This window comes from Azospirillaceae bacterium, from assembly GCA_028283825.1.
In the GTDB taxonomy this organism is placed as follows: domain Bacteria; phylum Pseudomonadota; class Alphaproteobacteria; order Azospirillales; family Azospirillaceae; genus Nitrospirillum.
Map to the genome: position 1 here is coordinate 70,360 of JAPWJW010000005.1, position 24,823 is coordinate 95,182.

Genomic DNA, 24,823 nt, shown 5'->3' on the forward strand with positions numbered 1-24,823 from the left:
CGCCGCCGTCAGCGCCACATGCCCCGCATCCGGGCGCCCAGATCCAGCTTGCCGGCGGGGCGGGGCTTGGGCGTCGTGCCGGGCGGCGGGGCGGGGGCCCAGGCGCGGGCCTCGAACAGGGGCAGGATGGCCTTGGGGATGAAGCGGGTGCGGGCGGCGAAGACGTGGCGGTCGCCGGCCTTGGCCTGTTGCGTCACATAGAAACGGTGCGGCATCACCAGGTGCAGGGCGTCCCGGGCCCGCGTCATGGCGACGTACAGCAGGCGCCGTTCCTCCTCCACATCGTCGCTGCAGCCCACGCCCAGGTCGGACGGGATGCAGCCGTCGACGGCGTTCAGCACGAACACGCGTTTGTATTCCTGGCCTTTGGCGGAATGGATGGTGGACAGGGTAACGTAATCGTCGTCGCGGCTGGGGATGCCGGCCTCATCGCTGGTGGCGCCGGGCGGGTCCAGGGTCAGGTCGGTCAGGAACTGTTCGCGTGAGGGGAAGCCGGCGGCGATCTGCTCCAACTGGCGCAGATCGGCCAGGCGGGGGCCGGCATCCTCGTGCAGGCGTTCCAGGTGCGGCTCATACCAATGGCGCACCAGTTCCATGTCGGTGGGCCAGCCGGTGCCGGCCCCCGACAGGCGGCCCACCAGATCCAGGAAAGGCGCCCAGTCACCGGCGGCACGGGCGGGCGGGCTGAACCCGTCCAGCCCCTCCAGCCCGGTGAAGCCGCTGGTGAGGTCCAGGGCCGCCGCCGCCGCCTTCGGCCCCACGCCGCGCATCAGTTGCAGGGTGCGGAAGCCGGCCAGGCGGTCGCGCGGGTTCTGGGCCCAGCGCAGCACCGCCATCACGTCGCGCACGTGCGAGGCGTCCAGGAACTTCAGCCCGCCGAACTTGCGGAAGGGGATGTTGCGGCGGGTCAGCTCCACCTCCAGCGGGCCGCTGTGGTGGGCGGTGCGGAACAGCACGGCCTGGCTGATCAGGGCCAGGCCTTCCTCCCGCGCCTCCAGGATCTTTTCGGCGACGTAATGGGCCTGTGCCCCCTCATCCGGGACGGTGACCAGGCGGGGCAGGTCGCCGGCCTGGCGCTCCGTCCACAAATCCTTGGTGAACCGCTCCGGCGCCAGGCCGATGACGGCGTTGGCCGCACTGAGGATGGGCTGGGTGGAGCGGTAGTTGCGCGCCAGGGTCACCACCGTGGCCGGCGGCTGGAACTGGTGGGGGAAGTCCAGGATGTTGCGCACCGTTGCGGCGCGGAAGCCATAGATGGACTGGGCGTCGTCGCCCACCACCACCAGGCCGCGCCCGTCGGGCCGAAGCGCCCGCAGGATGCTGGCCTGCAAGCGGTTGGTGTCCTGGTACTCATCCACCAGGATGTGGTCATAACGGTCGGAAATGGCGGCGGCGAAGGACGGTTCCTCCACCATGCGGGCCCAGTAGAGCAGCAGATCGTCGTAATCCAGCACACCCTGGGCCTGCTTGGCCTCGACATAGGCGGCGAACAGCTTCGGGAACTCATCCACCCAGCCCAGGTACTGCGGGAAGGCGCGCGTCAGCACGTCCGCCAAGGCGCCTTCCGCGTTCACCACCCGGGAATATATGGCCAGGCACGACCCCTTGGCGGGGAAGCGGCTCTCCGTCCTGTCGTAGCCCAGTTCGTGCCGGACCATGTTCATCAGGTCGGCGGAATCCTCGCGGTCGTGGATGGTGAAGGCGGGGTCCAGCCCGATCTCCTCCGCGAACTCGCGCAGCAGCCGGGCGCCCACGGCGTGGAAGGTGCCCGATCCCGCCAGGGCGTCATTGATGACGATGGACTGTTTGGCCATCAGCCGTTCCGCCATCCGCTCCACCCGTCGCGCGATCTCCGCCGCCGCGCGGCGCGAGAAGGTCAGCAGCAGGATGCGGCGTGGGTCCACCCCCGTCTCAATCAGGCGCACGACGCGGTGCACGATGGTCTTGGTCTTGCCCGATCCCGCGCCGGCGATCACCAGCAGCGGGCCGTCGCCATGCGTCGCCGCCCGCCGCTGGTCGGCGTTCAGCTCATCCAGGTGGCCGGCATCCGGCGGGGGGGCGGCGGGAGAGGGGGATAACTGGGTCACCCGGATTTGGTGGCATATTCCTGTTTCGTTCGCAAGCCGGCCTGTTGGTCAAGGGCGGGGCTTGCAGCCCGTCGTTCAATAATATACTAAATCTATAGATAAAATATTTAACCACAAAACCATACTGTTGATTGGGGGATCGCATGCTGACCAAGCGACCGAATAAAAAGCGCCTCATCACCGCGGCCGTCACCGCCCTGTGCCTGTCGGCCACGGCACACGCCGCCGACACCGCCGCCTATCTCAACCAGGCCTATCCCAGCCTGGAGGCGCTGTTCCGCGACATCCATAGCCATCCGGAACTGGGCTTCCATGAGACGCGCACGGCCGCCCTGTTGGCCAAGGAACTGCGCGCCGCCGGTTTCCAGGTGACGGAGAAGGTGGGCGGCACCGGCATCGTCGGTGTCTACCGCAACGGCCCGGGGCCGACCGTGCTGGTCCGCACCGAACTGGACGCCCTGCCCATGGAGGAAAAGACCGGTCTGCCCTACGCCAGCCATGTGGTGGCCGATGTGGACGGCCAGCCGACACCGGTGGCCCACGCCTGCGGCCACGACATCCACATGGCCATCTGGCTGGGGGTGGCCCGCACCCTGGTGGCGCAGAAGGCGGAATGGCGCGGCACCCTGCTGTTCATCGGCCAGCCGGCGGAGGAAAAGGGGGCCGGGGCCCGCGCCATGCTGAAGGACGGGCTGTTTGAGCGTTTCGGCAAGCCCGACTACGCCCTGGCGCTGCACGTCGGGTCCGGTGTCGCCGGGGCGCTGTCGTTCAAGCCCGGCACCACCACCTCGGCGGTGGATGAGGTGCAGATCACCTTCAACGGCCGGGGCGCCCACGGCTCCACCCCCAACCGGTCCATCGACCCCATCGTCATCGGCAGCCATTTCGTCAGCGACGTGCAGACGGTGATCAGCCGGGAAAAGGATCCGGCCGCCTTCGGCGTCGTCACCGTCGGCGCCTTCCAGGCCGGCAGCGTCAGCAACATCATCCCCGACAAGGCGGTGCTGAAGCTGACCTTGCGCTCGCAGGACCCGGCCGTGCGCGACTTGCTGCTGAAGGGGGTGGAGCGTACCGCCCGGGGCGACGCCGCCATCGCCGGCGCGCCCGACCCCGGCATCACCCACCTGATGGGCACGGGTGCCGGCTTCAACGACCCGGCGGTGACGCAGCGGGTGGGTGATGCGGAGAAGGCGGCCTTCGGTGCCACCGTCACCCTGCTGCCCATCACCGCGCCGCCGCACCCGCCCAGCGACGATTTCTCCGAATTCGCCGCCGCCGGCGTGCCCTCGCTGATGTTCGGCCTGGGCGGTGCCGACCCCGCCAAGGTGGCGGAAAGCCAGGCCACCGGCGTGCCCCTGCCGGCCAACCACTCGCCCTATTTCCAGGTGCTGCCCGAGCCCAGCATCAAGGCCGGGGCGGACGCCCTGGTGCTGGCGGTCAAGACCTTGGCACCGGCTTCGCCGTGATGCGTGGTGTTTGATCGGGACCGATCAAACACCCCCTCAGGCGGCGGGCGCCGGCATCCGCCGGCTTGGCCTCATCCTCGGTTTCCAGTCCGCCTGCGGCTCCCCGGAAACCTCCGGCGGCCCCGGTCGGGGCCTACGGCGGCATGAGGGGCACCTCATGCCGCCGCCGTCGTGGGGTGGCCCGGCATTTTGCCTTGGCCGCCCCGTCCGCCCGCGCCTACAGTCTGCCCCTGTGGCGACGGGCGGGGCGGGCATGGCGACGAAGACGGGGCGGGCGGCGGAGGTCGATGCCGAGATCGACGATTTGGGGGCGGCCATCGGCGCCAACCTGCGCCGGCTGCGCACCGGCCACGGCCTGACCCTGGATGCCCTGTCACGTCTATCCGGTGTCAGCCGCGCCATGATCGGCCAGATCGAGGCCGGCCGCTCCATGCCCACCATCGGCGTGCTGTGGAAACTCAGCCGCGCCCTGGGCGAACCGTTCGAGGTTCTGATGGAGGGCGGCACACCGGTCGACATGACCGTCCTGCGGGTGGCCGAGACCAAGGTGCTGTCCTCCCTGGACGGCACCGCGCGCACCCGCGCCCTGTTCCCCGCCGATCGCGCCCGGCGCACCGAATTCTATGAAAAGGTCCTGCGCCCCGGCGCGGTGGAGGTGGTGGAGGCCCACGCCCCCGGCACGCTCGCCAACCTGGTGATCACCCACGGCCTGGTGGAACTCACCGCCGGTGCCGCCCGCGTGCTGCTGGAGACGGCCGACGCGGTGCACTTCCACCCCGACGTCCGCCACAGCTACCGCAATCTGGGCGACAAGCCGGCGGTGATGTACCTGGTGGTGACGTATCCGGTGGCGGCGGGATAAGGCCACGCGCCGCCGCAGGGTGCGGCAGGTTTCGCCCATATCGCCAAAAGCCCGATTCCCCCGCCAGCCGCCCTCGGCCTGGCGCCCGCCGCGCATTGTTCTTTTTGGTGTGTGATGATGAGGCGATCGACCAAAGGAGGCAATATATACGAATGCACTCTATCTTTAGGTGAGCATCGTCTTAATCTAATCCTCCAAAGGTGGCGTGAGTTTCGTGATCTCAATCCTGAATGGGGGACTATCACTCATGAGGAAACAGGGCAGCGGAACCGTGCGGCGCACGGATGGGCGGAACAGGGATCGTTATGGCCTCAGCCGAATCCTGATGGTGAGCACATCGCTCGCATTGGCGGGATGTTCGAGCACCCCGGTGGTGACCTCCGCCAAAATCGACCAAGGGGGCCTATCCCCAGGTGCGGTCGGCATCTACGGTGTCGGTCGGTCCTGGGTACAAGTGACACTGTCGCTTCCTGACGATGCGGTATCGGCTGATGCCGACAAGAAGGCGGATGAGGGCACGGCGAAGGACGCGGCTGGCGATAAGAAGTCGGCCGGCGCCGCCCCTAAGAAGGCGGCTGTGGCCACCGCAGACGCTCCTGCGGCCGTCGACAAGTCACAGGCGGCAAACGCCAGCGCGACGCCGAAGGCTGGCGACGCCCAGGACGGACAGGCGACGGTCGCCCAACCGGCCAGTTGCAAGGATTTGCGCACCGAGTATCGGAAGAGCCGGATCACCTATATGCGCTTCAAGGCAACCACGGATGGCCTTCTTACACAGATCGATGGCCTTACCGATCCTGAACGCGAAAAAAATCCAGCGACTGATGCGGAGATCAAGGCGGTTGTTACCGGATTGCAGCAATATCTGAAGGATTCGCCGGCAGCCATCCAGGTAGCGCATGTGGCAAACAAGACCTATGCCCTCATTCAGGATGAGTGCCCAACTCCAGTCGCCGTCAACCTCAAGTATACTGTGGATGCGGATCCTGATCAGCTGTTTCAGCTCAAGCCGGATGTTGACAATTCCTCAACCGATAGCTTCACATTCAAGACCGACGAGGTGGGGTTGCCTTTACTGGTTGAGACTTCGGCAGACGATCAAACCGGTGCAGTCCTGACGGGGCTGGCGACGTCGATCGGAACCGTCGTTGGTGCCGTGAAAGCGCCGGCCGGTCAGCCATTGGATGTTGGCAGTCCTGGATGGAAGCATTTTAGCTTCCAATCACATAAAGATCTTCAGATTTTTCTGTCGGTTTTTGACAAAAAGTCGGTCAGTGATTTGACATCACAACTTGAAAAGGCGAAGCCAGATCAGCGTTTGCCTCTGCTTTTAGCCATTGCAGAATATATTATACTGGCACTGCCAAATACTCCCCAACCAATCGACCCCAAGATTCCGCCCGCACCGCAGAACTATGAGATCCTTAAGCTGGGAAAAGATAACAATATTACGGAAAATATCGCCATAAGTGCAACGTGCGGGCAGGAACTTTTTAGATCCGACAACACGTCGTATTCGGGCGTCGTCGTGTCATTGCCGCGGCCGTGCACGATTGATGTGACCATGGGGAAGCAGTCCCTGGCACATGCGTCGGTGCTGGCTCTCGACAGTCGTTCACTGTACGTCGTGCCCGTCGAACGGACGAGCCTGGTTAAGCAGACGACGCACATCGATTTCACCAATGGCCGGGTCACCAACGCGCAATATGTGCGGCCCAGCCCGGTGGTCGCTGCCGTGTCGCTGCCGTCGAACATCGTCGGCGGCTTCCTCGGCGGGATTGTTGGCGGGATCACGGGCCAGAAGGACTCGGTCACGGCTGAAACCGACCTGATCAACGCCAAGGCGAACTTGCTGACGGCCCAGGCGACGTACAAGCAAGCCGTCACGGACGCCAATAACAGCTCTACGGGCAACTGAGGACGCAGATGTGAGGGGGTATAGGGCAATGCTGAGGCTGCCCGATGCCCCTCACCCCTCCGTCAAATCCCCAATGATCTCCTCCGTCAGCGCATGGAACCCCGGCGCCTTGCGGTCGCGCGGATGGTCCAGCGGCACCGGCACCACGCGGCGGATGCGGCCGGGGCGGGCGTCCATCACCACCACCTGGTCGCCCAAATAGACCGCTTCCTCCACGTCGTGGGTCACCATGATCATGGTGGTGCGGTGCTCGATCCAGATGCGCTGCAGTTCCTTTTGCAGATGGATGCGGGTCAGGGCGTCCAGGGCGCCCAGGGGCTCGTCCAGCAGCAGGATTTTGGGGCGGTTGACCAGGGCGCGGGCGATGGCGGCGCGCTGGGCCATGCCGCCGGACAGGGCCTTGGGGTAGGCGCGCTCAAAACCCGACAGGCCCACCAGCTGGATGTGTTCGCGCACCAGGCGGCGCTTCTCCGCCGCTGGCAGGTCGTGGTTCAGCAGGGCGAAGGCGACGTTCTCCTCCACATTCATCCAGGGGAACAGGGAATGGTCCTGGAAGACGATGCCCCGGTCCAGGCTGGTGGACTGGATGCGCTGGCCGTCCAGCAGGATGTCGCCCTCATACTGGTCATCCAATCCCGCGATCAGGCGCAGCAGGGTGGACTTGCCGCAGCCGCTGCGGCCCACGATGCTGATGAACTGGCCGGGTTGGATGTCCAGGTCGATGCCGTCCAGCACAGCCAGGGGCTTGCCGTCCAGCGTGTACTGCTTGGCGACGCCGCGGATGGACAGGGCGCCGGTGTCCTGGGCGGCGGTGGTCTCGGGGCGGAGGGGGGCGGTGTGGTTCATGGCGGCGCCAGCGATATCCGGATAAGCGTTCAGCGGGTTTCGCGCCAGCGCAGGGTGCGACGGGCGAGACGAGCCAGGACCCAGTTGGTGGCGAAGCCCGTCAGGGTGATCAGCAGGACGGACAGCAGCACGATGTCCATGCGGAAGGCCGCCTGGGCGTTCAGCATCAAATTGCCCAGGCCGGGCCCGGGGTTGAAGAAGAACTCCGCCGCGACGGAGGTCACCCAGGCGAAGGCCGTCGCCTGCATCAATCCTGTGAAGAAAAAGGGCAGGGCGGCCGGCAAGCGCACATGGCGCAACAATGGAGGGCAGGTCGCTGTAGCCGGCGAACTGGATGGTATGGGCGGCGAAGGCCTCGTTCACCAGCGGGCCGACGGCGGCGTTGGCCACCGGGTACCATTCGAAGGTGTAGCCGCGCTTGGCCAGTTCGGCCTTCAGCCAGCCCTGCTTTTCCAGCGCGTAGTCGGCCTTGGTCAGATGCAGCTGGCCCACCGCATAGGCGTTGATCACCGCGATGCGCACGACCTTGCCGTCATCGGCATGCGCGCCGGCGGTGGCCGCGAGCAGCAGCGCCGCTGTACCGGCGAACCGCTGGATGGATTTCCACAGGGTCATGAGGCGGCATCTCCTGAAGGTCGTGCGGCACGACTGCGCCAGATCAATAGTCTAGTTTATCGATAGATATTATGTTGACACAGTTTGGCGCCCGTGTGAACCTTCTTGTGCAAATCACGAATGAATAACAGTCCGCATGTGTTGAATGCCTGACGGGTGTTCGCCATCGCCGTCCGCTCCCCCTCTCATCCGCCAAACGACCGGAGAAAACGCATGTCCTCCCCTTCCCAGGGCCTCAGCCCGTCCGCCCTTGAATTCGTGCTTCAGGCGCAAAAGGACGCGCGCAAGGCGTTCCGCGTGCTGCGCGAAACCCGCACCATTTCCGCCAGCGGCACCCTCAGCTTCACGGTGCGCGTGCCGGGTGAGGAAAAGCTGGTGAACCTGGGCTACACCGGCCCGTGGGGTGATGATCTGGACGCGGTCAACACCTCCGTCGTCGGCTTCGACGGCACCGCCTATTTGGGCAAGGGCGGCCGGGGTGAGGGGCGCTACACCAAGCTGTTCAGGGAGCATGCCGACGTGCAGGCCATCAGCCACGTCCACACGCCCTATCTCGGTGCCTATTCCCAGGCGCACAGCGTGCTGCCCCTGCTGTACGTGCCCAACCGCCGCTTCCGCTTCACGGCCGAACTGCCGGTCTACATCAATCGCCGCCAGCAGGAGGTGGACTTCATCCTGGATGCCCTGAAGGTGGACAATGAGGTCCCCGGCATCGTCGAGGCCAACGGCGGCGCCACGGTGTGGAGCCGTAAGGGCATCATCGCCCTGGCCAACGACATCATCCTGCTGGAGGAAGGCGCCCAGTTCCAGGTGCTGGGTGCCGCCTTGGGCGGGTCCAAGGCCTTCGGCCCCGGCGTGCTGCAGCAGCAGTGGCGCATGGGCGGCCTGGTGCCCCCCGACGCCACCGTGGACGACGACGGCACCATCCACCTGGCCGCCGCCGAGTGAGATCAGGTTCGGCGGGAAGGCATCCTCTCAGGGCCTTCCCCCACCGCCCGGCCCTGGCCAGACAGGTCAAGGTCGCCGCTACTGCCCTGGAGGCCATGGTCTCCGGGGTTTCTTTTTGGCTGACCGGGCACGGGCGATATGTCCGGACATGGCTGGGGCCGCGCCCTTGAGACGCGGCCCCCTCATCGTGACAAACGTCAGCGGACTGGAAGTCGAGGACAGGCCAAGGGCGCGGATGCGCCCGCCCGGCGCTTGAAGGGATAAGACTTAGCGGGTGGCGCCCTTGGCCGCCCCGGAAGCCGCCCCTTGAGCCGGTTCCAGTTCCTTCAGGGCCGCCTCGGCGAAACGCGGCTCGAACAAATCCGTCGCCTGGAATTTGCGGCGGATCAGCTTGTTGTCGAACGCGTAGTCGATGGCCTGCTGGTAATGCTGGCTCACGAAGCTGTCGAAGCGGGGGGACAGGACCATGGCGGCGTCCTTGTGCGCCCACTCCTTGGCGATCAGGTCGTAGGGGGTGGCCTGGAACTTGGCCAGGTTCTGCAGATACTCCTCCCGATGCTCAGGCTGGGAGTAGTAGAGGGCGCCGCGCACATAGGCGCGGACCAGGCGCTGGGTGGTTTCCGGATACTTGTTGATGAAGTCCTCACTGCCGAACAGATCGGCGACGAACTTCCATTCCAGGGGCGCGTCCAGGGTGGACCAGATGGGCTTGGCCAGGCCGCGCGACTGCAATTGCAGGCCGTTCAGGGTGAACTGGGCGTCCACCGTGCCGGCCGCCACGGCGGCGTCGCCGTCGGGCATCACCAGATTATAAATCTGGAAATCGCTCATTTTCAGGTTGTTGGCCGCCAGCAGGTGGGAAAAGGCCAGCATCCACGGCCGGCCCATGTTCACCGCCACCCGCTTGCCTTTCAGGTCCTGGATGGTCTTGGCGGTGGACCCGTTGGGCACCACCAGATAGGCCTCCAGCGAACCGCGCGTCACCGGCGACAGCAGCTTGATGGGGATGCCGCTGGACCGCGCGATGATGGCGGGGAAGTCGCCATAGTTGGCGAAATCGATCTGGTGGCCGGCGAAGGCCTCATTGATGCCGGGGCCGACATTGACGAAGTACTTCCACTCGATCTTGGTGCCGGTGCCGGCGAATTCCTGCTCCAGCGCGTCGATGGTGGCTTGGCCGTAGGCGGAGCCGCGCACCGGCTGGCCGTCGGGGCCCAGCGCGCCCGGCGTGCCGATGCGGATGACGGCCGGCGGGGTTTCGGCCCGGGCGGTGTTCAGGCCCGGCAGCAAGGTTAGCAAGGCCAGGGCGGCGATGGCCGCGCGCCGGTGAAGGGGCGATCTCATAAGCGTGGTGTCCTTCAGGCGGCGGGGAAGACGTCGGCGCCGACCAGTTGGCTGAGCGGCAGGCGGTCGCTGGGGAATTCACGCTGGCGCAGCGCCTCGGGCAGGGCGTCGGCGGGGGCCAGCTTGCCGATGGCGATGATGGCCTCGGTCGCGAAATCGTCGGGGATGCGCAGGGCCTCGCGCGCCGCGGCATGGTCGAAACCGCCGATGCCGTGGGTGTGCCAGCCCAGCACGCTGGCCTGGTGGGCGAAGTTGGACCAGGCCGCCCCGCTGTCGAAGGAATGGGACCGGGCGGGCGCCCGCTCACCATTCCACACCAGGTGGGTTTGTGAGGCCACCAGGATCAGGGCCGACGCCTTCTCAGCCCAGGCCCGGTTGCTGCTGGACAGCAGGTTGACGAAGGTGGCCCAGCTGGCCGACCCGCGCTTGGAATAGACAAAGCGCCAGGGTTGCAGGTTGAAGCCGGAGGGGGCCCAGCGCGCCGCCTCGAACGCCGTCAGCAGCACGGCGTCGGGGATATCCTCCCCGGTGAAGGACCGGGGCGACCAGCGGCTGGTGAAGACGGGGGCGATATCGTGCGCGGCACGGCGGGGTGACGGGGGCAAGGTGGACATGGGGGCTCCGGTCAGACGGGCAGGGTGACGGCGCCCTGGGCCAGCAGGCGCTCGGCTTCCGCCAGGGGCTCAGGGTTGATCCAGGCGGCCACGTCCACGTCGCCGGCCAGGAAGCCCCGGTCGCGCAGGAAGTTCTTCTGGGTCTCGAACGCCGCGATCCAGTCGGGCGGCAGGCGCGGCTTCAGGCGCAGGTGCAGCTCGGGGCCGTAGGCGTCCAGCACGCTGGCCACGTCGGTAGACGTCTCGGCCGCCACGATGCGGCGCACGTCCTCGGCATGATCCGTCGCCCAGTCGGCGGTGGCCGACAGCACGGCCAGGTAGCGCGCCACCAGGTCCGGCCGGTTCTCCGCCAGGTTGCGGTTGACGGTGACGGGGCGGGGCGTGCCGTTGTTGATGCGGGCGGCCGGGTCGTCCACCGCGTTCAGGTCCACCACCACCTGCAGCCCGTGCTGGCGGCGCAGCGACACGGCGGCGGCGCCCTTGATGTAGACGGCGTCGATGGTCCCGGCCAGCAGGGCGTCGAAGGTCGGGTCGCGCCAGGGGCCCCGGCTGTCGCCCCGGCGGAACTCCGTCGGCGGGGCGGGCACGTCCACCAGGGTGACGTCGCCGGTGGTCAGGCCGGCCAGGCGCAGGGCGGAGACGTAGCCGTGCAGCGCCATGGCGCGGGCGAAGTCGATGGCCTCGCCCCCGCGCTTGGGCAGGCCCAGGCGGCGGCCCTTCAGGTCGGCGGGGCCCCGGATGCCGCCGTCCGGCCGGGTCAGCAGCACCTGCGTCTCATCCACCCAGGTCAGCGCCACCACCGCCGTGTCCTGGCCCAGCGACTTCGCCCAGATGGCCGGGATGTTCCCACCCTCGCGGAACAGGCCGGGCAGGCGGTGGTGGAAGTGCGACAGGCGCACCGCCGGGTCGGGCGCATCGGCCAGCGACTTGAGATCGATGCCGGTCCGGCCGAACTCCCCGCCCAGCCAACCCTGGTCCAGGGCGATGCCGGTGGCGGTGGGGACGGGGCAGCGCGTGTACCACAGTTCGGTGGTGTCGCCAGTGGGGGCGCTGGTGGGGGCGAGCGTATCGGGCATGGCGGGGCTCACGGTTTGGGGAAAATAACATCTATTTATTGTTAAAATTCTAACATGGCGTTTCATTGAGTGTCAATTGATTGACTTATTGGTCTATAGATTTTATAGAGAATTATGTTCCGGGCGGCGTTTTCCGCCTATTCGGGGTTTTGCGGGCAGGGGGTGATGATGGCGTTGGCGGTGGGTGCTTCCCTGCGCAGGCGGGCCGCGGCGGCGGGATGGCCGCTGCTGGCGATTGCGCTGTTCCTGGCGGCGTGGGAGGCGGTGACCCGCACGGGCCTGTTCCCGCCCACCATCCTGGTGCCGTTGGAACAGGTGTGGCAGGCCTTCCTGGATCTCAGCGCCACGGGCGAGCTTCAGGACAATCTGTGGGCCAGCGCCAGCCGCGTCATGACCGGCTTCGTCCTTGGCGGATCCACCGGCCTGGTGGTGGGCGTGGCCCTGGGCCTCAGCCCCCGGCTGGAACGCTACATCGGCCTGCCGCTGGATATCGTGCGCCAGGTGCCTTTCATCGCCTGGGGGCCCATGCTGATCCTGCTGCTGGGGATAGGGGAGCCGTTCAAGATCGCCATCATCGCCAACGCCGCCTTCTTCCCGGTGGCGCTGAACGCCTGCGACGGCGTGCGCAACGTCTCGGGGGCCTACCGCGACGTGGCGGCGCTGTACCAGTTCAGCACCTGGCGCACCCTGCGCCGCATCGTGCTGCCGGCCTCGATGCCCGCCATCCTCACCGGCCTGCGCCTGGCGCTCAGCCGGTCATGGATGATGGTGGTGGCGGCGGAGCTGTTCGGCGCCGACAGCGGCATCGGCCACATGATGAACTGGGCGCGCGAGATGTTTCAGCTGGACGTGGTCATGGTCGGCATCGTCCTGACCGGCCTGATCGGCTTCGCCCTGGACCAGGTCCTGCGCGGTATCGAACGCCGCCTGTCCCCCTGGCGCCAACCCGCCGGCGCTTGAGGCACAAAAAATGAAAACTTTCCGTATCGAGCTGCGCGGCCTGGCCGTGGTGATCGCCCTGGCCCTGGCCTGGGAGATCGGTGTGCGCTTCAGCGGGGCGGCCAACGTGCCGTCCATCGGCGGCATGCTGGTGACAGCGCGAGCCGCCCTTGCCAACGGCGGCTTGCAGGAGAATTACCTGGCCAGCCTGATGCGCGTGGCCGTGGGTTTCGCCACCGGTGCGGGGGCCGGCGTCGCGGTCGGCGCCCTGCTGGGCATCTCCCGTTGGGCGGAGCGATTGGTGGGGCCGCCCATCACCCTGCTGCGCCAAGTGCCCATCCTGGGGCTGATCCCCATGCTGGGCCTGTGGTTCGGCATTGGCGAGACGGCCAAGATCGTGCTGGTCGCCATGGCGGCCTTCTACCCCGTGGCGCTGAACACGCATGAGGGCCTGCGCGGCGTGCCCGCCAGCTATCGCGACGTGGCGCGGGTGATGACCTTCAGCCGCTGGCGCCTGCTGCGCCGCGTGCTGCTGCCCTGGGCCATGCCGGCGGTGATGACCGGCCTGAAGCAGGGGCTGGCCTTCGCCTGGATCGCCGTCGTGGCGGCGGAACTGTTCCTGGCGACCGCACCCGGCGTCGGCAACATCCTGGAGGCCGGGCGCAACCTGTTCCAGATGAACACCATCCTGCTGGGCATGGCGCTGATCGGCGCCACCGGCGCCCTCATGAACATCCTGGTCACGCTGCTGGAACGCCGCCTGCTGCGCTGGCGCACCACCTTCGCCTGACCCTTTATCCGGATCGGAACCAGAACCATGCAGCCGCCCAAGGTCATCAGCCTGAACCCGCACCACGCCGTGCCCCCGGCCGCCAGCCACCCTGCGCCGCGCGCCCGGTCGCACGCCAGCGACCTGGTGGTGCGGGGCGTCTCCAAGGCCTTCAGGATCGACGGCCGTGATCTGCCGGTGCTGGAGGACATCAGCCTGACGGTGGAACCGGGGCAGTTCGTCACCCTGGTGGGCGCCAGCGGCTGCGGCAAGTCCACCCTGCTGCGCCTGATCGCCGGCCTGGACCGCGACTACCAGGGCGAAATCCGCGTGGGCGGGCGCAGCGTCACCGGCCCGAGCCTGAACCGCGGCCTGATCTTCCAGGACCACCGCCTGTTCCCCTGGCTGACCGTGGCCGAAAACGTCGCCATGGCGTTCGAGATGCGCGACCTGGACCATGTCGACAAGCGCCGCCTGGTGCAGGAACACCTGAAGCTGGTGGGCCTGAGCGGGTTCGAGAAGGCCTACCCCCACCAGCTGTCGGGCGGCATGGCGCAGCGCGCCGCCATCGCCCGCGCCCTGGTGAACGAGCCGGAAATCCTGCTGCTGGACGAACCGCTGGGCGCGGTGGACGCGCTGACCCGCATCCATCTGCAGAACGAACTGCAACGCATCTGGCTGGAAAAGGGCATCACCATGATCATGGTGACCCACGACATCGAGGAGGCGCTGCTGCTGGGTGACCAGGTGGTGGTCCTTCAGCCCCGTCCCGGCCGCATCCGCCGCACCATCGACGTGACGTTGCCCCATCCCCGCGACCGCGAGGACCGCACCCTGGCGCGCCTCAAGAAGGAAATCCTGGCCGACCTGGGCAGTGATTAGGGTTCCCTCAAACGGCGGGCGCGGCCGTCCGGCCGCTTGGCCTTCCTCGCCTTCCAGTCCGCTACGCTCCCCGGACAAGCTCCGGCGCCCGCGGTCGCGGGCTATAAAAACACAGGCGGGGCGATGCGCCCCGTATGGGGAATGCCTACCCATGATTTCCACCGTTCACGCGGCCTGGCGCCGCCATTCCACCCTGGGCACCTTGCTGATGCTGTCGGGCTTCGCCGGCCTGACCATCGGCATGTTGCAGGTGCTGTCCACCCTGTTCGCCATCCGCCTGGGCGCCAGCGGGTTCCAGATGGGCCTGATCAGCGGGGCGCAAAGCTTCTGCATGGCCTTCATGACCCTGCCGGCCGGCCTGGCCGCCGCCCGCTTCGGCCCGCGCGCCATCTATCTCACCGCCAGCCTGTTCGTCATGGCGGTCTATCTGGTCGCCCCCTTTTCCACCAGCTGGGTGGGGGTGCTGATCGCCGGCGCCCTGGGCAATCTGGGCATCCCCTTCCGCATCGTCGCCATCACCGGCACGTTCATGGAGCGGCTGAAGACCTTCGGTGCCTCCAAGGCCGGGTGGTACCGGGGCTCACAAGTGGTGGGCATGATCGTGGCGGGGCCCCTGCTGGGCACCCTCATCCTGCAACGCCTGGGGGTGTTCGCCGGTTATTGGACGGTGGCCGCCATGTTCAGCGTCATGGCCTTCGCCGGCCTTGGCATCCTGCCCGCCCACCCCAAGGCCGGCGCCCGGCCCACCTTGCGCGAGAATGTGGCGGGCATGGCCGGCCTGTTGCGCGACCCGGCGGTGCTGGGTGTGTGCACGGTGGAGCTGTCGTCCTCCGCCGTCGTCGCCTGTTTCACCGCCTTCGTCGTGCTGATCGGCGTCACCATGCTGCACCTGCCGGAAACCCTGGCCGTTTCCGTGCGGTTCGTGGAGGGCGGGGTCGCCGTCTGCACCCTGTTCCTGGGCAGCCATGCCCTGCGCGCCCTGGCGGCGGTGACGCTCTATCGCGTCAGCCTGGTCCTGGTCGTGGTCGGCCTGGTGCTGGTCGGCCTGGCGCAGGGGTACTGGAGCCTGTCCGTGGCCACCCTGCTGCTGGGCACCGGTGTCGGTGTCACCAACATCGTCAACGTGCGGCAGCTGAGCGCGCTGGAGCACAACAAGAGCCGCACCGCCTCCCTCCAGCTGATGTCGTCCATGTCCGGCAGTTGTCTGGGCGGCGTGGTGGGCGGGGCGCTCAGCACCGTCACCGGCCTGCGCGGCCTGTTCTTTCTCAGCGCCGCCGTCTATGGGGTGCTGGCCCTGCGCTGGTGCTTCGGCGGGACGGCCGCCCAGACACCGACGGCCGAGGCCGGGCCGGCCTAGAGCGGGTCGCGTAAAGGCGGAAGCACCTTGAGGCGTGAATCCGCTTGCGGACAGACCTAAATAGAGCCGGCGGTGGTTTCGATTAGAGCAAGATGCGATCACGCGTGATCGCATCTTGCTCTAAACACCGTCGGCTCCAGGTCGTGATGATTTCGGATATTTTGAAAGTCATCGGAGGCGAAAAAACAACATTTCTGATGAAATGCCGTAATTATCGTTATAATCTGACTGTCATTAGTTGTTTTTCTCTGAATTATATTGAAATATCGACTAACTATGTCGTTGCGTGCTTTGTGTTCAAGATATACAACTTAATTGGCCAGGCCGATCTCCGGCTATGAAAAGCAAAAATAACAACGCGATAGAGCATCGTAAAATCCCAAGAACCATTATCAATGGAGGAAAAGTTGGCAACATTTACGCCTGGTGCTGAGTTTGCATTCAAAATCATCAACCATACCAATGATTCTAATGTAAAATATAATCTGAATTTCATTCAGACATCAGGCATTCTTTCCATACCAAGCTTGGCGGTCACGGGCCTTGATGGAATAACCTCACCCAAGGGAAGTAGTTCCGTCCACGTTTTGACGCTTCCTGGAAAGACATTCGAAAAAGGATCTTATCCAACTCTGGACATTAGGGGTTCGGTCGTCAATTTTCGATTCTGGTCTGGTGGTCTCAACCAGTATATCAATATACTTCCAGATAATGGGTTTCATATTACGTCTGACAGGGACAATTTTAATGCGGCCAATAACGGCCGTTACCGCGTGACGGTGGATGCCGGCGGATATAGTGAGAACGTCTCGAATATTTTCTTCCAGGTTTATGACAATTAGTAGTGTGCGCGGCATTTGAACGTGACCGCTCAAATGCCGCCCTTAAGCGCCGGCCGCACCAGGGATGCCGATTGACGATGCCATTGCGGATGCCACTTGACGTGCCTTCCTACTAGAAGGTAGGTTGTCGTCATGAGCACCGTTTCGACCACCGCCGACGACATCCTCCATTGTGCCCGCGCGCTGATCATCGCCGGCGGGTACAACGGCTTCAGTTATGCCGACATCTCAGGCGTCGTCGGCATCCGCAAGCCCAGCATCCACCATCATTTCCCCACCAAGGCCGATCTGGTCCGTACCCTGGTGGCCCGTTACCGGGAAGAGGCGCGGGTTGGCCTGGCGCAGGCGGCGGACTATCACTGGGATCCGGTGGACCAGTTGCGCGCCTACACCGGGTTCTGGGCGCAATGCATCGGCGACGGCACCATCCCCTTTTGCGTCTGCGCCCTGCTGGCGACCGAGATGCCCGTGCTGCCGGTCGAGGTCGCGGCGGAGGTCCGCGCCCATTTCCGCATGCTGTCGGCCTGGCTGGCCGACGCATTGCGGCGGGGGGCGGAACAGGGCGTCCTCATGCTGTCCGGCACCGCCGAGGCGGAGGCCGAAGCGTTCCTGGCCACCGTCCATGGCGCCATGCTCTCCGCCCGCGCCTATGGCGACCCCGCCATCTTCGGTGTCATCACCCAGCCCCTGATCGACCGGCTGGTCGTCGAAAGGCCGGCCACCCCTCGACAGTGAACCACCTGCGGGGCAAGGGCGCCGTGCCCCGCATGCGCTCGTTCGCCCGCAATACCTACCAACTAGTCGGTAGTGCCAATGGGCATCCACAACCGATCAACGCATAAGGAAACCCACGATGTTTGGAATCTCCCCCCTCGGCTGGGTGCACACGCTGGGCAGCCTGCCCGCCATCCCGCTGGCCCTCTACATGTTCGCCCGCCACGGCCGCATCGTGCCCCGCTCCGCTCCGGGTGCTGTCTATTTCATCTCCATGCTGATCGGCGCCATCACCGTGTTCCTGGTGGCGCACCAGCCCGTCAGTTACGGCATCGGTGCCGCGACCATCCTGCTGCTGCTGGCCGGCTACGGCGTCGGCCGCGTCACCATCCTGGGGCGCGCCGGCCGCTATCTTGAGACGGTCTTCCTCAGCATGACGGCGTTCCTGTTGATGGTGCCGACCGTCAGCGAAACCCTGCGCCGCGTTCCGGACGGCCATCCGTTCGTCACCCGCCTGGACGCGCCCCTGCTGCTGGGTGTCCAAGGCGGCCTGCTGGTCCTGCTGATCGTCGGCGTGATCGCCCAGGTCATTTATCTGCGCCGGCAGGGGCGGGTGGCGTAAGGTCGCGGCCCGTGCCGCCGCGCGGGCCGTTTTGCTTCAACGGCCGGCCGGCCCATTGAAAGTGTCGGTTCCGCTATCACCTTCAGCATGTTGTGGTTGAGGCCAGCCTTGGCCCGTTCAAAACGTTCGCTAAATTATACGCGCGGCATGGGGCTGTTGAAGAAGCCCCGTGCCGCTGGTATTAGATCTCGCCTGCTGTGCGGGGTCCGGCCAGCGCTTTCCGCGCGGGCTCTGCTTCATTCGATATCGCTGGGGCGTCGTTGATGCTCAGGCACCCGGTCGGGATAGCGGATGTGGGGCGCGGCCGCGCTATTGGTAATTTGGAACGTTTCCGAAATGAGGGTCATGTACCCTTCATGGCAGCAGGCGATTTTTCTAAAGTCCGCTCGAACTGGTTATGCAGACCCTTTCGTTTGCATCCGGCACCTCATTTGCTATCCTCTATCAGGTGAAATCTCAATTTTATATTGATTTGATTGCCATATCTCCATATTTTAGGCGCAATCTGAATTGCGGCCAGAATGCTGTGGCTTCCAGGGTAAATATTGGTAATGTGAAATGGAGGTATTCGTGCCAAAAATATTTAAAGTCGTTCTTATTCATTTTGTTCTCTCTATTATTATATTATTCTCGGAAAATGTTGCATATGCGGGATCATCCGATCCCGGCTATATAACAGGAATTGTTGTGGGAAACGGCGGCATGTTATATTTTTATTCGACCGGAGTTAGGGAGCAGCAAGCGGCTTGTGCAACACTCGGCGGCCGTTATGTATTGAATGCCAGTACCTTGGGGGGGCAATCTATTATGTCCACAATATTGGCAGCATATGTGACCCATCAAAAGGTCTCTGTCATCGGGACAGGGGCATGCGCAATTTGGGGTGATTCCGAAAGTGTGAGCATGGTAATTTACTCTAATTAATGAATTTCAGCAGTTATTCTGTCTGGCGGAGATAATGAAATGAATATCAACGTGAAAATGGCAAAGAATATACTAAAAATGGTGTCGGCGCTTGTTTTCTGTTCTTTTTCAGTACATGCTTTGGCCGGATATTCCCAGGTCGGACTTATCAGTGGGTTAATTGCCGGCGCTGACGGGGTGATTACCATATACACCAGTACCGGCCTGACGTCCGCGCCTTCTTGCGCCACAGCCAATCGTTTCTCATTAAATGCCAGCACTACAGGTGGGCAATCGACTTTGTCTGCGTTGATAACGGCATATAATATAAAGCAAAATGTCCAGGTGGTGGGAACCGGAAATTGCACCATAATATCAGATTCTGAAGATATTGCTTATGTTGTATACATAAACTGATTCAGTTTTCATCGATCTGGTAGATACTTCCCTGTGCATTGCTGCAAGAGTGCAGTAATTTTGTTGCGCTTCTCAATTTTTATTCTGGATTGAGCATGTGCTCTATATTCAGGGCAATCGTTTCGTCGTTTGACCTGTCGGCCAAACGACAAAGGGCCGGCATCGCTGCCGGCCCTCCGCCACATCGCTGGTCGCGGGGGTTTATTCTGCGGCCAGCGATGCCGGTGTGGGGCGGAACAGGGGCAGCAGTTCCTCACCCACCCGATAGGCTTCCTCCAGGTGCGGGGGTGAGGCCAGGATGAAGGTGTCGACACCGATGGCGGCGTAGGCGTTCAGGGTTTCCGCCACCTGGGCGTAGTCGCCGACAATGGTGACGGCCGGGCCCGGCCGCACCACGCCTTCGCCCACCCACAGGCTGGGGCTGATCTTGCTGTCCTCGAAATGGCTGGCGTTGGCGTAGCGTGCTGCCCAGGCGCGCTCGGCCGCTGCTGCGTCGATGTCGTCGCCGGTCAGTTCCTGGCGCTGGCGCACGGCCGTGCGGTCGGCGGTCTCCCACAAATGGCGCGCATCCTCCCACGCCTCCTCATGGCTGGCGCGGGCGATGACGTCCACGCGGACGGCGTGGCGCAGGCGGCGGCCGTGGCCGGTGGCGGCCTCGTTCAGGCGGGCCAGCTTGGCCGCCAGGTCCGACAGGGGTTCCGCCCAGGTGGTGTAGACGTCGGCATGGCGGGCGGCGATGTCCAGGGCGACATCGGAGGTGCCGGACAGGTAGACGGTGGGCGGGGTCACGGCGCTGACCGGATGCTGAAGCCCGCCATGGTCCACCTGGTAGAAGGCGCCCTCATGGCTGAAGTCCTTATGGGTCAGCACGCCGCGCGCGATGTCCAGGAAATCGCCGGTGCGGCGGTAGCGGTCCTCCACCGGGGCGAAGTCGCCCCAGCGGCGCTGCACCTTGTCGTTCTCCCCCGCCACGATGTTCCAGTCCAGGCGGTTGCCGGAATGGCGCTGGGCGGTGGCGGTGGTGCGCGCCGCGTGCACCGGCTTGGTGGTCGCGGTGTGGAAGGACGGCAGGAAGCGCAGATAGCGCGTCTCGCGGATCAGGGCGCCGGCCACCACGAACGGCTCCTCCCCCGTCGGCGTGGCGGGCACCAGCACGCCGTCGAAGCCCGTGGCCTCCGCCGCCTGGGCCACGCGGGCCAGATGGTCGAAATAGGTGAAGCGGCTGCGGTCCTGCTGGCGGTGGCTGGTGGCGCCGGGGAAATAGCCCGGCGTCGTCTCCGCACCCGTGTGCAGGTTCCACAGATCCAGGTTCTTAAGCCGGCTGTCGCCATCCGTGGGCAGGCGCCAATGGAAGTTCAGGGTCATGGGATGAGAGTCCTTTTCGTGTGCCCTCAGGCGCCGGGCGCCGCCATCCGGCGGCTTGGGACTATCCTCGCTGCGCCCTGCGGTGCTCGCTGCGGGGCCGGCGGTCGCCGGCCTGGAAAAAGCGTGGGAGCACAGGTGCGGCGGGAGGCGTCGGGGGCAGGGTGGCGTTATTCGGCGGCGTGGCGGTTGGCGGCGGCGGGGCGCTGGCGCAGTAGGGGCAGGATTTCCTCACCCACGCGGTAGGATTCCTCCAGGTGCGGGCTGCCGGCCAGGATGAAGGAGGTGACGCCCAGATCGATCAGTTCGTTCAACTGCTCGGCCACCTGCTGATAGCTGCCGACCAGGCCCACGCCCGGGCCGCCGCGCAGCAGGTTGAAACCGCCCCAGCGGGCTGGACCCACCTTCAGATCCTGCCAATGGCGTGCACCATCGGGGCGAAAGGACCGCTGGCGGGCGGCACCCACGGATTCGGCGGGACCGGCGGCGAAGCGCGCCTCGATGTCCTCCGGGGTCAGGCGTTCCCAGGCGCGGGCGACCTCGCGCCAGGCCTGTTCCTCCGTCCGGCGGGCCAGGATCTCGATGCGCAGGGCGTAGCCGGCCTTGCGGCCGGCGGCGGCCGACCGCTCCTGGATCTTCAGGATGTTCTCCCGCACCTGCTCGATCGGCTCCAGCCAGTTCAGTTGCAGGTCGGCATGGTCGGCGGCCACGGCGGTGGCGTTGTCGGATGAGCCCGACAAGAACAGCTTGGGCAGCTTTTCCAGCGAGTGGGGGGCCTGCAATCCGCCGCCCTCCACCTGGAAGATCTTGCCGTTAAAGTCGTAGGGCTCTCCCTTGAACTCGGCCTTCACCACCTCAAGGAATTCCCGCGTGCGGTTATAGCGGTCGGCGTGGGGCAGGTAGTCGCCGTACCAGCGCTGCGACGGGCCGCCGCCGCCGGTGATGATGTTCCATTCCACCCGCCCGCCGGTGGCGCGCTGTAGCGAGGCCGCCTTCTGTGCGGCGTGCACCGGGTGGATGAAGTTGGGCTGGAAGGCGATCAGGAAATTCAGCGTCTTGGTCTCGCGCGCCAGGGCGGCGGACACCGCCCACGCCTCCTCCGTCTGGGGGAAGGAGATGACCAGCGCGCCGGAGAAGCCGGAGATTTCCGCCGCCTTGGCGATTTCCGCCGCGTGGTTGATGAAGGGGATGCCGTCCGGTTCGCCATCGCGCAGGCCGGGCGCGATGTTACCGGCGCGCAAGGGCGTCCAGTCACCCCGGTTGGCCGTCTTGGCCAGGTTGCCGTGGCAGCCGTGCAGGGGCAGGCGCCAATAGAATTCCACGGTCATAGCTGTACATCGCCTCCGTCTCAGCAAGCCTATTTCACAGGCCGATTTTGCGATCATACACAGAAAACTATTAAAACCATAGACAATAGCGAGATTATGGGTTACCTCCCTTAACACAAGGTTCGTGAAGCCACGCATGAGCTGCCCGAACCAAGCGGAAAACCAGGGGCCGGGTTCGGGGAAGGCAGTGCCGTCCCATCAAATAAGGCCCTGGAATCAAATAGAAATCGCAGTTGGCGGGATGGGTGGAAGCCTGGCCCGTCCGAAGAAGGGGAAGCATCGTGGCGCATGGATCGAAGGTGCCTGGGCCTGGGGGAATGACGGCGGCGTGCCGTCTGTCGTGTACGGCGGGCGCCCCGTAAGGCGGTGCCCCCGGACCCGACTCACCGCATCGAACTCAACACCAGGCGTGCCGGCGACCGCCGCCGCTGGTGAAAAAACAGACCTTCCGGAGCCTTATAAGATGAAATGCCCCGCCCGGCTGCGGCACACCGCCAGCGCCTTCGCCATCACCGTCTCGTTCGCGTCGTCCGCCTTCGCCGCCGATGCTCCCGCCCCGGCCAACGCGGCCACCCCGGCGGCGCCCGCCGATGCCGCCGACGCCTCCGCCACCGATGCGGCGGACGCCGACGGCATCACCACCATCCTGGTACAGGCGCAGCGCCGCACGGAAAGTGCGCGCGACGTGCCCTTGGCCCTGTCGGTGGTGACGGGCGACACCATCCTCAGCAACGACGGCATCAAGCGGACCAGCGACATCGTCAAGCTGATCCCCAACGCGTCCGCCGCCTCCACCGAGGGGCCGGAACGGCCGCGCTGGTTCATCCGGGGCATCGGCACCAACAACACCGGCGCCAACACGGTGAACCCGATTGGCATCTATTACGACGATGTCTACATCGCCAACGTCTATAACCAGGGCCTGCCGCTGTACGACGTCGACCATGTCGAGGCGCTGAACGGTCCGCAGGGCACGCTGTGGGGCAAGAATTCCAACGGCGGCGCCATCAGCTTCGTTTCCAAGGCGCCGACCTTCGATCCCGACGGCTACGCCAAGGTCGGCTACGGCAGCTTCAATGAGCGCCAGGTGCAGGGGGCGGTCAGCGACGCCCTGACCGACAAGCTGGCCGGGCGCCTATCCTTCTATTACGATGGCAGCGACGGCTGGCAGAAGAACCTGTACGACGGACGCACCCTGGGCGGCGGCGATGACGTGGCGGCGCGCGCGCAACTGCTGCTGCACGCGTCCGACACCCTGACCGCCAGCGTCAACCTGCACATCCGCCGTTTCGACGGCACCACCCGGCCCAGCGACTACATCGCGGACAGCGTCGCCCCCCTGACGGCGGGCACCGCGGCGCAGAAGTCCTTCCTGTCCGTCTTCCCCGATGGCCTGCCGCACACCAGCGGCTACGGTGAGGTCAACCTGACCAACCCCGGCATCGAAAAGCTGGATGAGAAGGGGGCGCAGGGCAAGGTGGTGTGGGATCCCGGCTACCTGACCGTCACCTCCATCAGCGGGTTTGAGACCAACAAGCGTACCCAGACCACGGCCTATGGTTCCGTGCCCAGCAACAGCGCCTATGCCGGCACGCCGTTCTCACAAAGCTATTCCGAGGCCGACTACTGGCAGGCCAGCCAGGAACTACGCATCGCCTCCCCGTCGGAGGACCGCTTCACCTGGCTGGGGGGCTTGTATTTCTTTGATGAGAACCTGTCGACCCAGGCGGCCAGCGCCAACTACATCCGCGGCACGGTGGCAACCGCCAACGCCTGGGGCACCGGCCCGCAGTTCACCAAGAACCCCTACAACCAGGATTGGCTGAGCTATTCCGCCTTCGGCAACGTCGGCTACAAGATCACCGACGACTTCAAGATCAGCGGCGGCCTGCGCTGGTCGCGCGAACGCACTTCGATCCAGGAGGCGTACTACGCCGCCAACACCGGTTCCACCGCCAGCACCTTCATTTCCAACCTGCCGCAGACGCAGTACTGGCTGTATTCCGCGCCCAAGCTGTTCTCCGACAGCCAGGCGCAGGTCACCCGGTCGTGGACCTACGACATCACGCCGGAATACAAGATCAACGAGAACGTCCTCTCCTACTTCCGCTACGCCCATGGCGTGCTGCCCGGCGGCTACACCGTCACCGGTTACGTCGCCGTGCCGGGAACTACGGTCAAGGCGGTGCAGCTGTACCGTTTGAACCCGGAGGAGCTGGACTCCTATGAGGTCGGCCTCAAGACCAACTGGTTCAACAACAAGCTGGAAGTGGACCTGACCGGCTTCCACTACGACTACACCAACGCGGTGGTCAACGTGCCGACCATCGTCGACCCCACCAACCCGTCCAGCGTCACCGTGCTGTTCCGCAACGCCGGTGCGGAAGAGGTGTGGGGTGGCGAGCTGCGGGCCGATGCGGCCCCCATCCACGGCCTGCATGTCGGCGGCACCCTGGGGCTGCTGAACACCAAGTACACGGGCGACACCGGCAGCACCGCCACCATCCTGGGGGCGCAGGCGCCGCGCTCCCCCCATGTCAGCCTGACGGCCTACGCCAATTATGACCAGCACCTGCCCTGGGGCGGCGACGTGATCTACAGCGTGGATGGCAGCTGGCGGTCGCAGCAGTACTTCTACCCCACCATCGCCTCGCAGATCAGCAGCCCCGATCCGCTGCTGAAGGCCGACGCCTACGGCATCGTCAACGCCAGCATCGCCTGGCAGCCGCGCGACGACGGCAAGCTGTCGTTCGAATTCTCCGTCCAGAACCTGACCGACACCAAGTACGTGGAGCTGGGCCTGCCCGTGGCCAACGGCTCGGTCGACCAGCGTTTCGGCCAGCCGCGCAGCTTCTTCTTCTCCGTCACCGACCGGTTCTGACCGGCCGCCCCTTCCTCGTGAATGTAAAGGG

General features: G+C 65.3%; 23 protein-coding genes. 15 read left to right on the forward strand and 8 right to left on the reverse strand.

Going from position 1 to position 24,823, the window contains the following annotated elements; genetic code table 11:
- Positions 1–8 precede the first annotated feature (8 nt).
- Entirely contained in the window at positions 9–2,087 is a 2,079-nt protein-coding gene (locus PW843_27165; protein MDE1150247.1) for an ATP-dependent helicase, read from the reverse strand.
- Positions 2,088–2,230: 143 nt separating this feature from the next.
- Here PW843_27165 and PW843_27170 point away from each other — a divergent pair, with 143 nt between their 5' ends.
- The 3 genes from PW843_27170 to PW843_27180 all read left to right on the forward strand — a co-directional run bounded on the left by PW843_27170 (position 2,231) and on the right by PW843_27180 (position 6,333).
- On the forward strand, positions 2,231–3,553 hold the full coding sequence (locus PW843_27170) for an amidohydrolase (GenBank protein MDE1150248.1): 1,323 nt from the start codon (positions 2,231–2,233) through the stop codon (positions 3,551–3,553).
- 253 nt (positions 3,554–3,806) lie between these two features.
- On the forward strand, positions 3,807–4,415 hold the full coding sequence (locus PW843_27175) for an XRE family transcriptional regulator (protein ID MDE1150249.1): 609 nt from the start codon (positions 3,807–3,809) through the stop codon (positions 4,413–4,415).
- Positions 4,416–4,662: 247 nt separating this feature from the next.
- Entirely contained in the window at positions 4,663–6,333 is a 1,671-nt protein-coding gene (locus PW843_27180; protein MDE1150250.1) for a hypothetical protein, read from the forward strand.
- A gap of 51 nt (positions 6,334–6,384) precedes the next feature.
- On the opposite strand, the gene PW843_27185 is transcribed toward PW843_27180, so the two are convergent.
- Together PW843_27185 and PW843_27190 are read right to left on the reverse strand one after the other, a co-directional pair.
- Positions 6,385–7,179, reverse strand: a complete 795-nt coding sequence (locus PW843_27185) for an ABC transporter ATP-binding protein (protein ID MDE1150251.1) — start codon at positions 7,177–7,179, stop codon at positions 6,385–6,387.
- Between the two features lie 29 nt (positions 7,180–7,208).
- The gene (locus PW843_27190) at positions 7,209–7,427 is read right to left on the reverse strand and encodes a hypothetical protein (protein MDE1150252.1); all 219 of its coding nucleotides are present in this window, start codon (positions 7,425–7,427) and stop codon (positions 7,209–7,211) included.
- On the opposite strand from PW843_27190, the gene PW843_27195 reads away from it, so the two are divergent.
- Entirely contained in the window at positions 7,372–7,860 is a 489-nt protein-coding gene (locus PW843_27195) for a hypothetical protein (GenBank protein ID MDE1150253.1), read from the forward strand. The two genes, PW843_27190 and PW843_27195, sit on opposite strands and share 56 nt — an antisense overlap.
- A gap of 147 nt (positions 7,861–8,007) precedes the next feature.
- On the forward strand, positions 8,008–8,742 hold the full coding sequence (locus PW843_27200) for a class II aldolase/adducin family protein (GenBank protein ID MDE1150254.1): 735 nt from the start codon (positions 8,008–8,010) through the stop codon (positions 8,740–8,742).
- Positions 8,743–9,009: 267 nt separating this feature from the next.
- On the opposite strand, the gene PW843_27205 is transcribed toward PW843_27200, so the two are convergent.
- Genes PW843_27205 through PW843_27215 form a run of 3 tightly spaced genes read right to left on the reverse strand, consistent with a single transcriptional unit; the run spans position 9,010 to position 11,776 of the window.
- Positions 9,010–10,086, reverse strand: coding sequence for an ABC transporter substrate-binding protein (locus PW843_27205; protein ID MDE1150255.1), 1,077 nt, complete (start codon positions 10,084–10,086; stop codon positions 9,010–9,012).
- Between the two features lie 14 nt (positions 10,087–10,100).
- Positions 10,101–10,700: a nitroreductase family protein gene (locus PW843_27210; protein ID MDE1150256.1), complete on the reverse strand. Its 600-nt coding sequence runs from the start codon at positions 10,698–10,700 to the stop codon at positions 10,101–10,103.
- Positions 10,701–10,711: 11 nt separating this feature from the next.
- Positions 10,712–11,776: an ABC transporter substrate-binding protein gene (locus PW843_27215; protein ID MDE1150257.1), complete on the reverse strand. Its 1,065-nt coding sequence runs from the start codon at positions 11,774–11,776 to the stop codon at positions 10,712–10,714.
- Between the two features lie 165 nt (positions 11,777–11,941).
- On the opposite strand from PW843_27215, the gene PW843_27220 reads away from it, so the two are divergent.
- The 9 genes from PW843_27220 (at position 11,942) to PW843_27260 (ending at position 19,221) form a co-directional block, all read left to right on the forward strand.
- Positions 11,942–12,736 carry an ABC transporter permease gene (locus PW843_27220; GenBank protein ID MDE1150258.1) on the forward strand — a complete coding sequence of 265 codons (795 nt, stop codon included), beginning with the start codon at positions 11,942–11,944 and terminating at the stop codon, positions 12,734–12,736.
- A 10-nt stretch (positions 12,737–12,746) separates the two neighbouring features.
- On the forward strand, positions 12,747–13,505 hold the full coding sequence (locus PW843_27225) for an ABC transporter permease subunit (protein ID MDE1150259.1): 759 nt from the start codon (positions 12,747–12,749) through the stop codon (positions 13,503–13,505).
- A 27-nt stretch (positions 13,506–13,532) separates the two neighbouring features.
- Positions 13,533–14,366, forward strand: coding sequence for an ABC transporter ATP-binding protein (locus tag PW843_27230; protein MDE1150260.1), 834 nt, complete (start codon positions 13,533–13,535; stop codon positions 14,364–14,366).
- 151 nt (positions 14,367–14,517) lie between these two features.
- On the forward strand, positions 14,518–15,723 hold the full coding sequence (locus PW843_27235) for a hypothetical protein (protein ID MDE1150261.1): 1,206 nt from the start codon (positions 14,518–14,520) through the stop codon (positions 15,721–15,723).
- Between the two features lie 395 nt (positions 15,724–16,118).
- Positions 16,119–16,565, forward strand: coding sequence for a hypothetical protein (locus tag PW843_27240; GenBank protein MDE1150262.1), 447 nt, complete (start codon positions 16,119–16,121; stop codon positions 16,563–16,565).
- Positions 16,566–16,697: 132 nt separating this feature from the next.
- Positions 16,698–17,300, forward strand: coding sequence for a TetR/AcrR family transcriptional regulator (locus tag PW843_27245; GenBank protein MDE1150263.1), 603 nt, complete (start codon positions 16,698–16,700; stop codon positions 17,298–17,300).
- Between the two features lie 118 nt (positions 17,301–17,418).
- Positions 17,419–17,901, forward strand: coding sequence for a hypothetical protein (locus tag PW843_27250; protein ID MDE1150264.1), 483 nt, complete (start codon positions 17,419–17,421; stop codon positions 17,899–17,901).
- Between the two features lie 558 nt (positions 17,902–18,459).
- Entirely contained in the window at positions 18,460–18,825 is a 366-nt protein-coding gene (locus PW843_27255) for a hypothetical protein (protein MDE1150265.1), read from the forward strand.
- Positions 18,826–18,864: 39 nt separating this feature from the next.
- Positions 18,865–19,221, forward strand: coding sequence for a hypothetical protein (locus PW843_27260; protein MDE1150266.1), 357 nt, complete (start codon positions 18,865–18,867; stop codon positions 19,219–19,221).
- A 201-nt stretch (positions 19,222–19,422) separates the two neighbouring features.
- Here the strand turns inward: PW843_27260 and PW843_27265 are convergent, their stop codons facing one another.
- Together PW843_27265 and PW843_27270 are read right to left on the reverse strand one after the other, a co-directional pair.
- Positions 19,423–20,586 carry an LLM class flavin-dependent oxidoreductase gene (locus tag PW843_27265; protein ID MDE1150267.1) on the reverse strand — a complete coding sequence of 388 codons (1,164 nt, stop codon included), beginning with the start codon at positions 20,584–20,586 and terminating at the stop codon, positions 19,423–19,425.
- Positions 20,587–20,753: 167 nt separating this feature from the next.
- Positions 20,754–21,911 carry an LLM class flavin-dependent oxidoreductase gene (locus PW843_27270; GenBank protein MDE1150268.1) on the reverse strand — a complete coding sequence of 386 codons (1,158 nt, stop codon included), beginning with the start codon at positions 21,909–21,911 and terminating at the stop codon, positions 20,754–20,756.
- 463 nt (positions 21,912–22,374) lie between these two features.
- Between PW843_27270 and PW843_27275 the strand changes: the two genes are divergently transcribed.
- A complete protein-coding gene (locus PW843_27275) occupies positions 22,375–24,792 on the forward strand; it encodes a TonB-dependent receptor (protein MDE1150269.1) in 2,418 nt (805 codons plus the stop codon).
- The last annotated feature ends 31 nt before the right edge of the window (positions 24,793–24,823 follow it).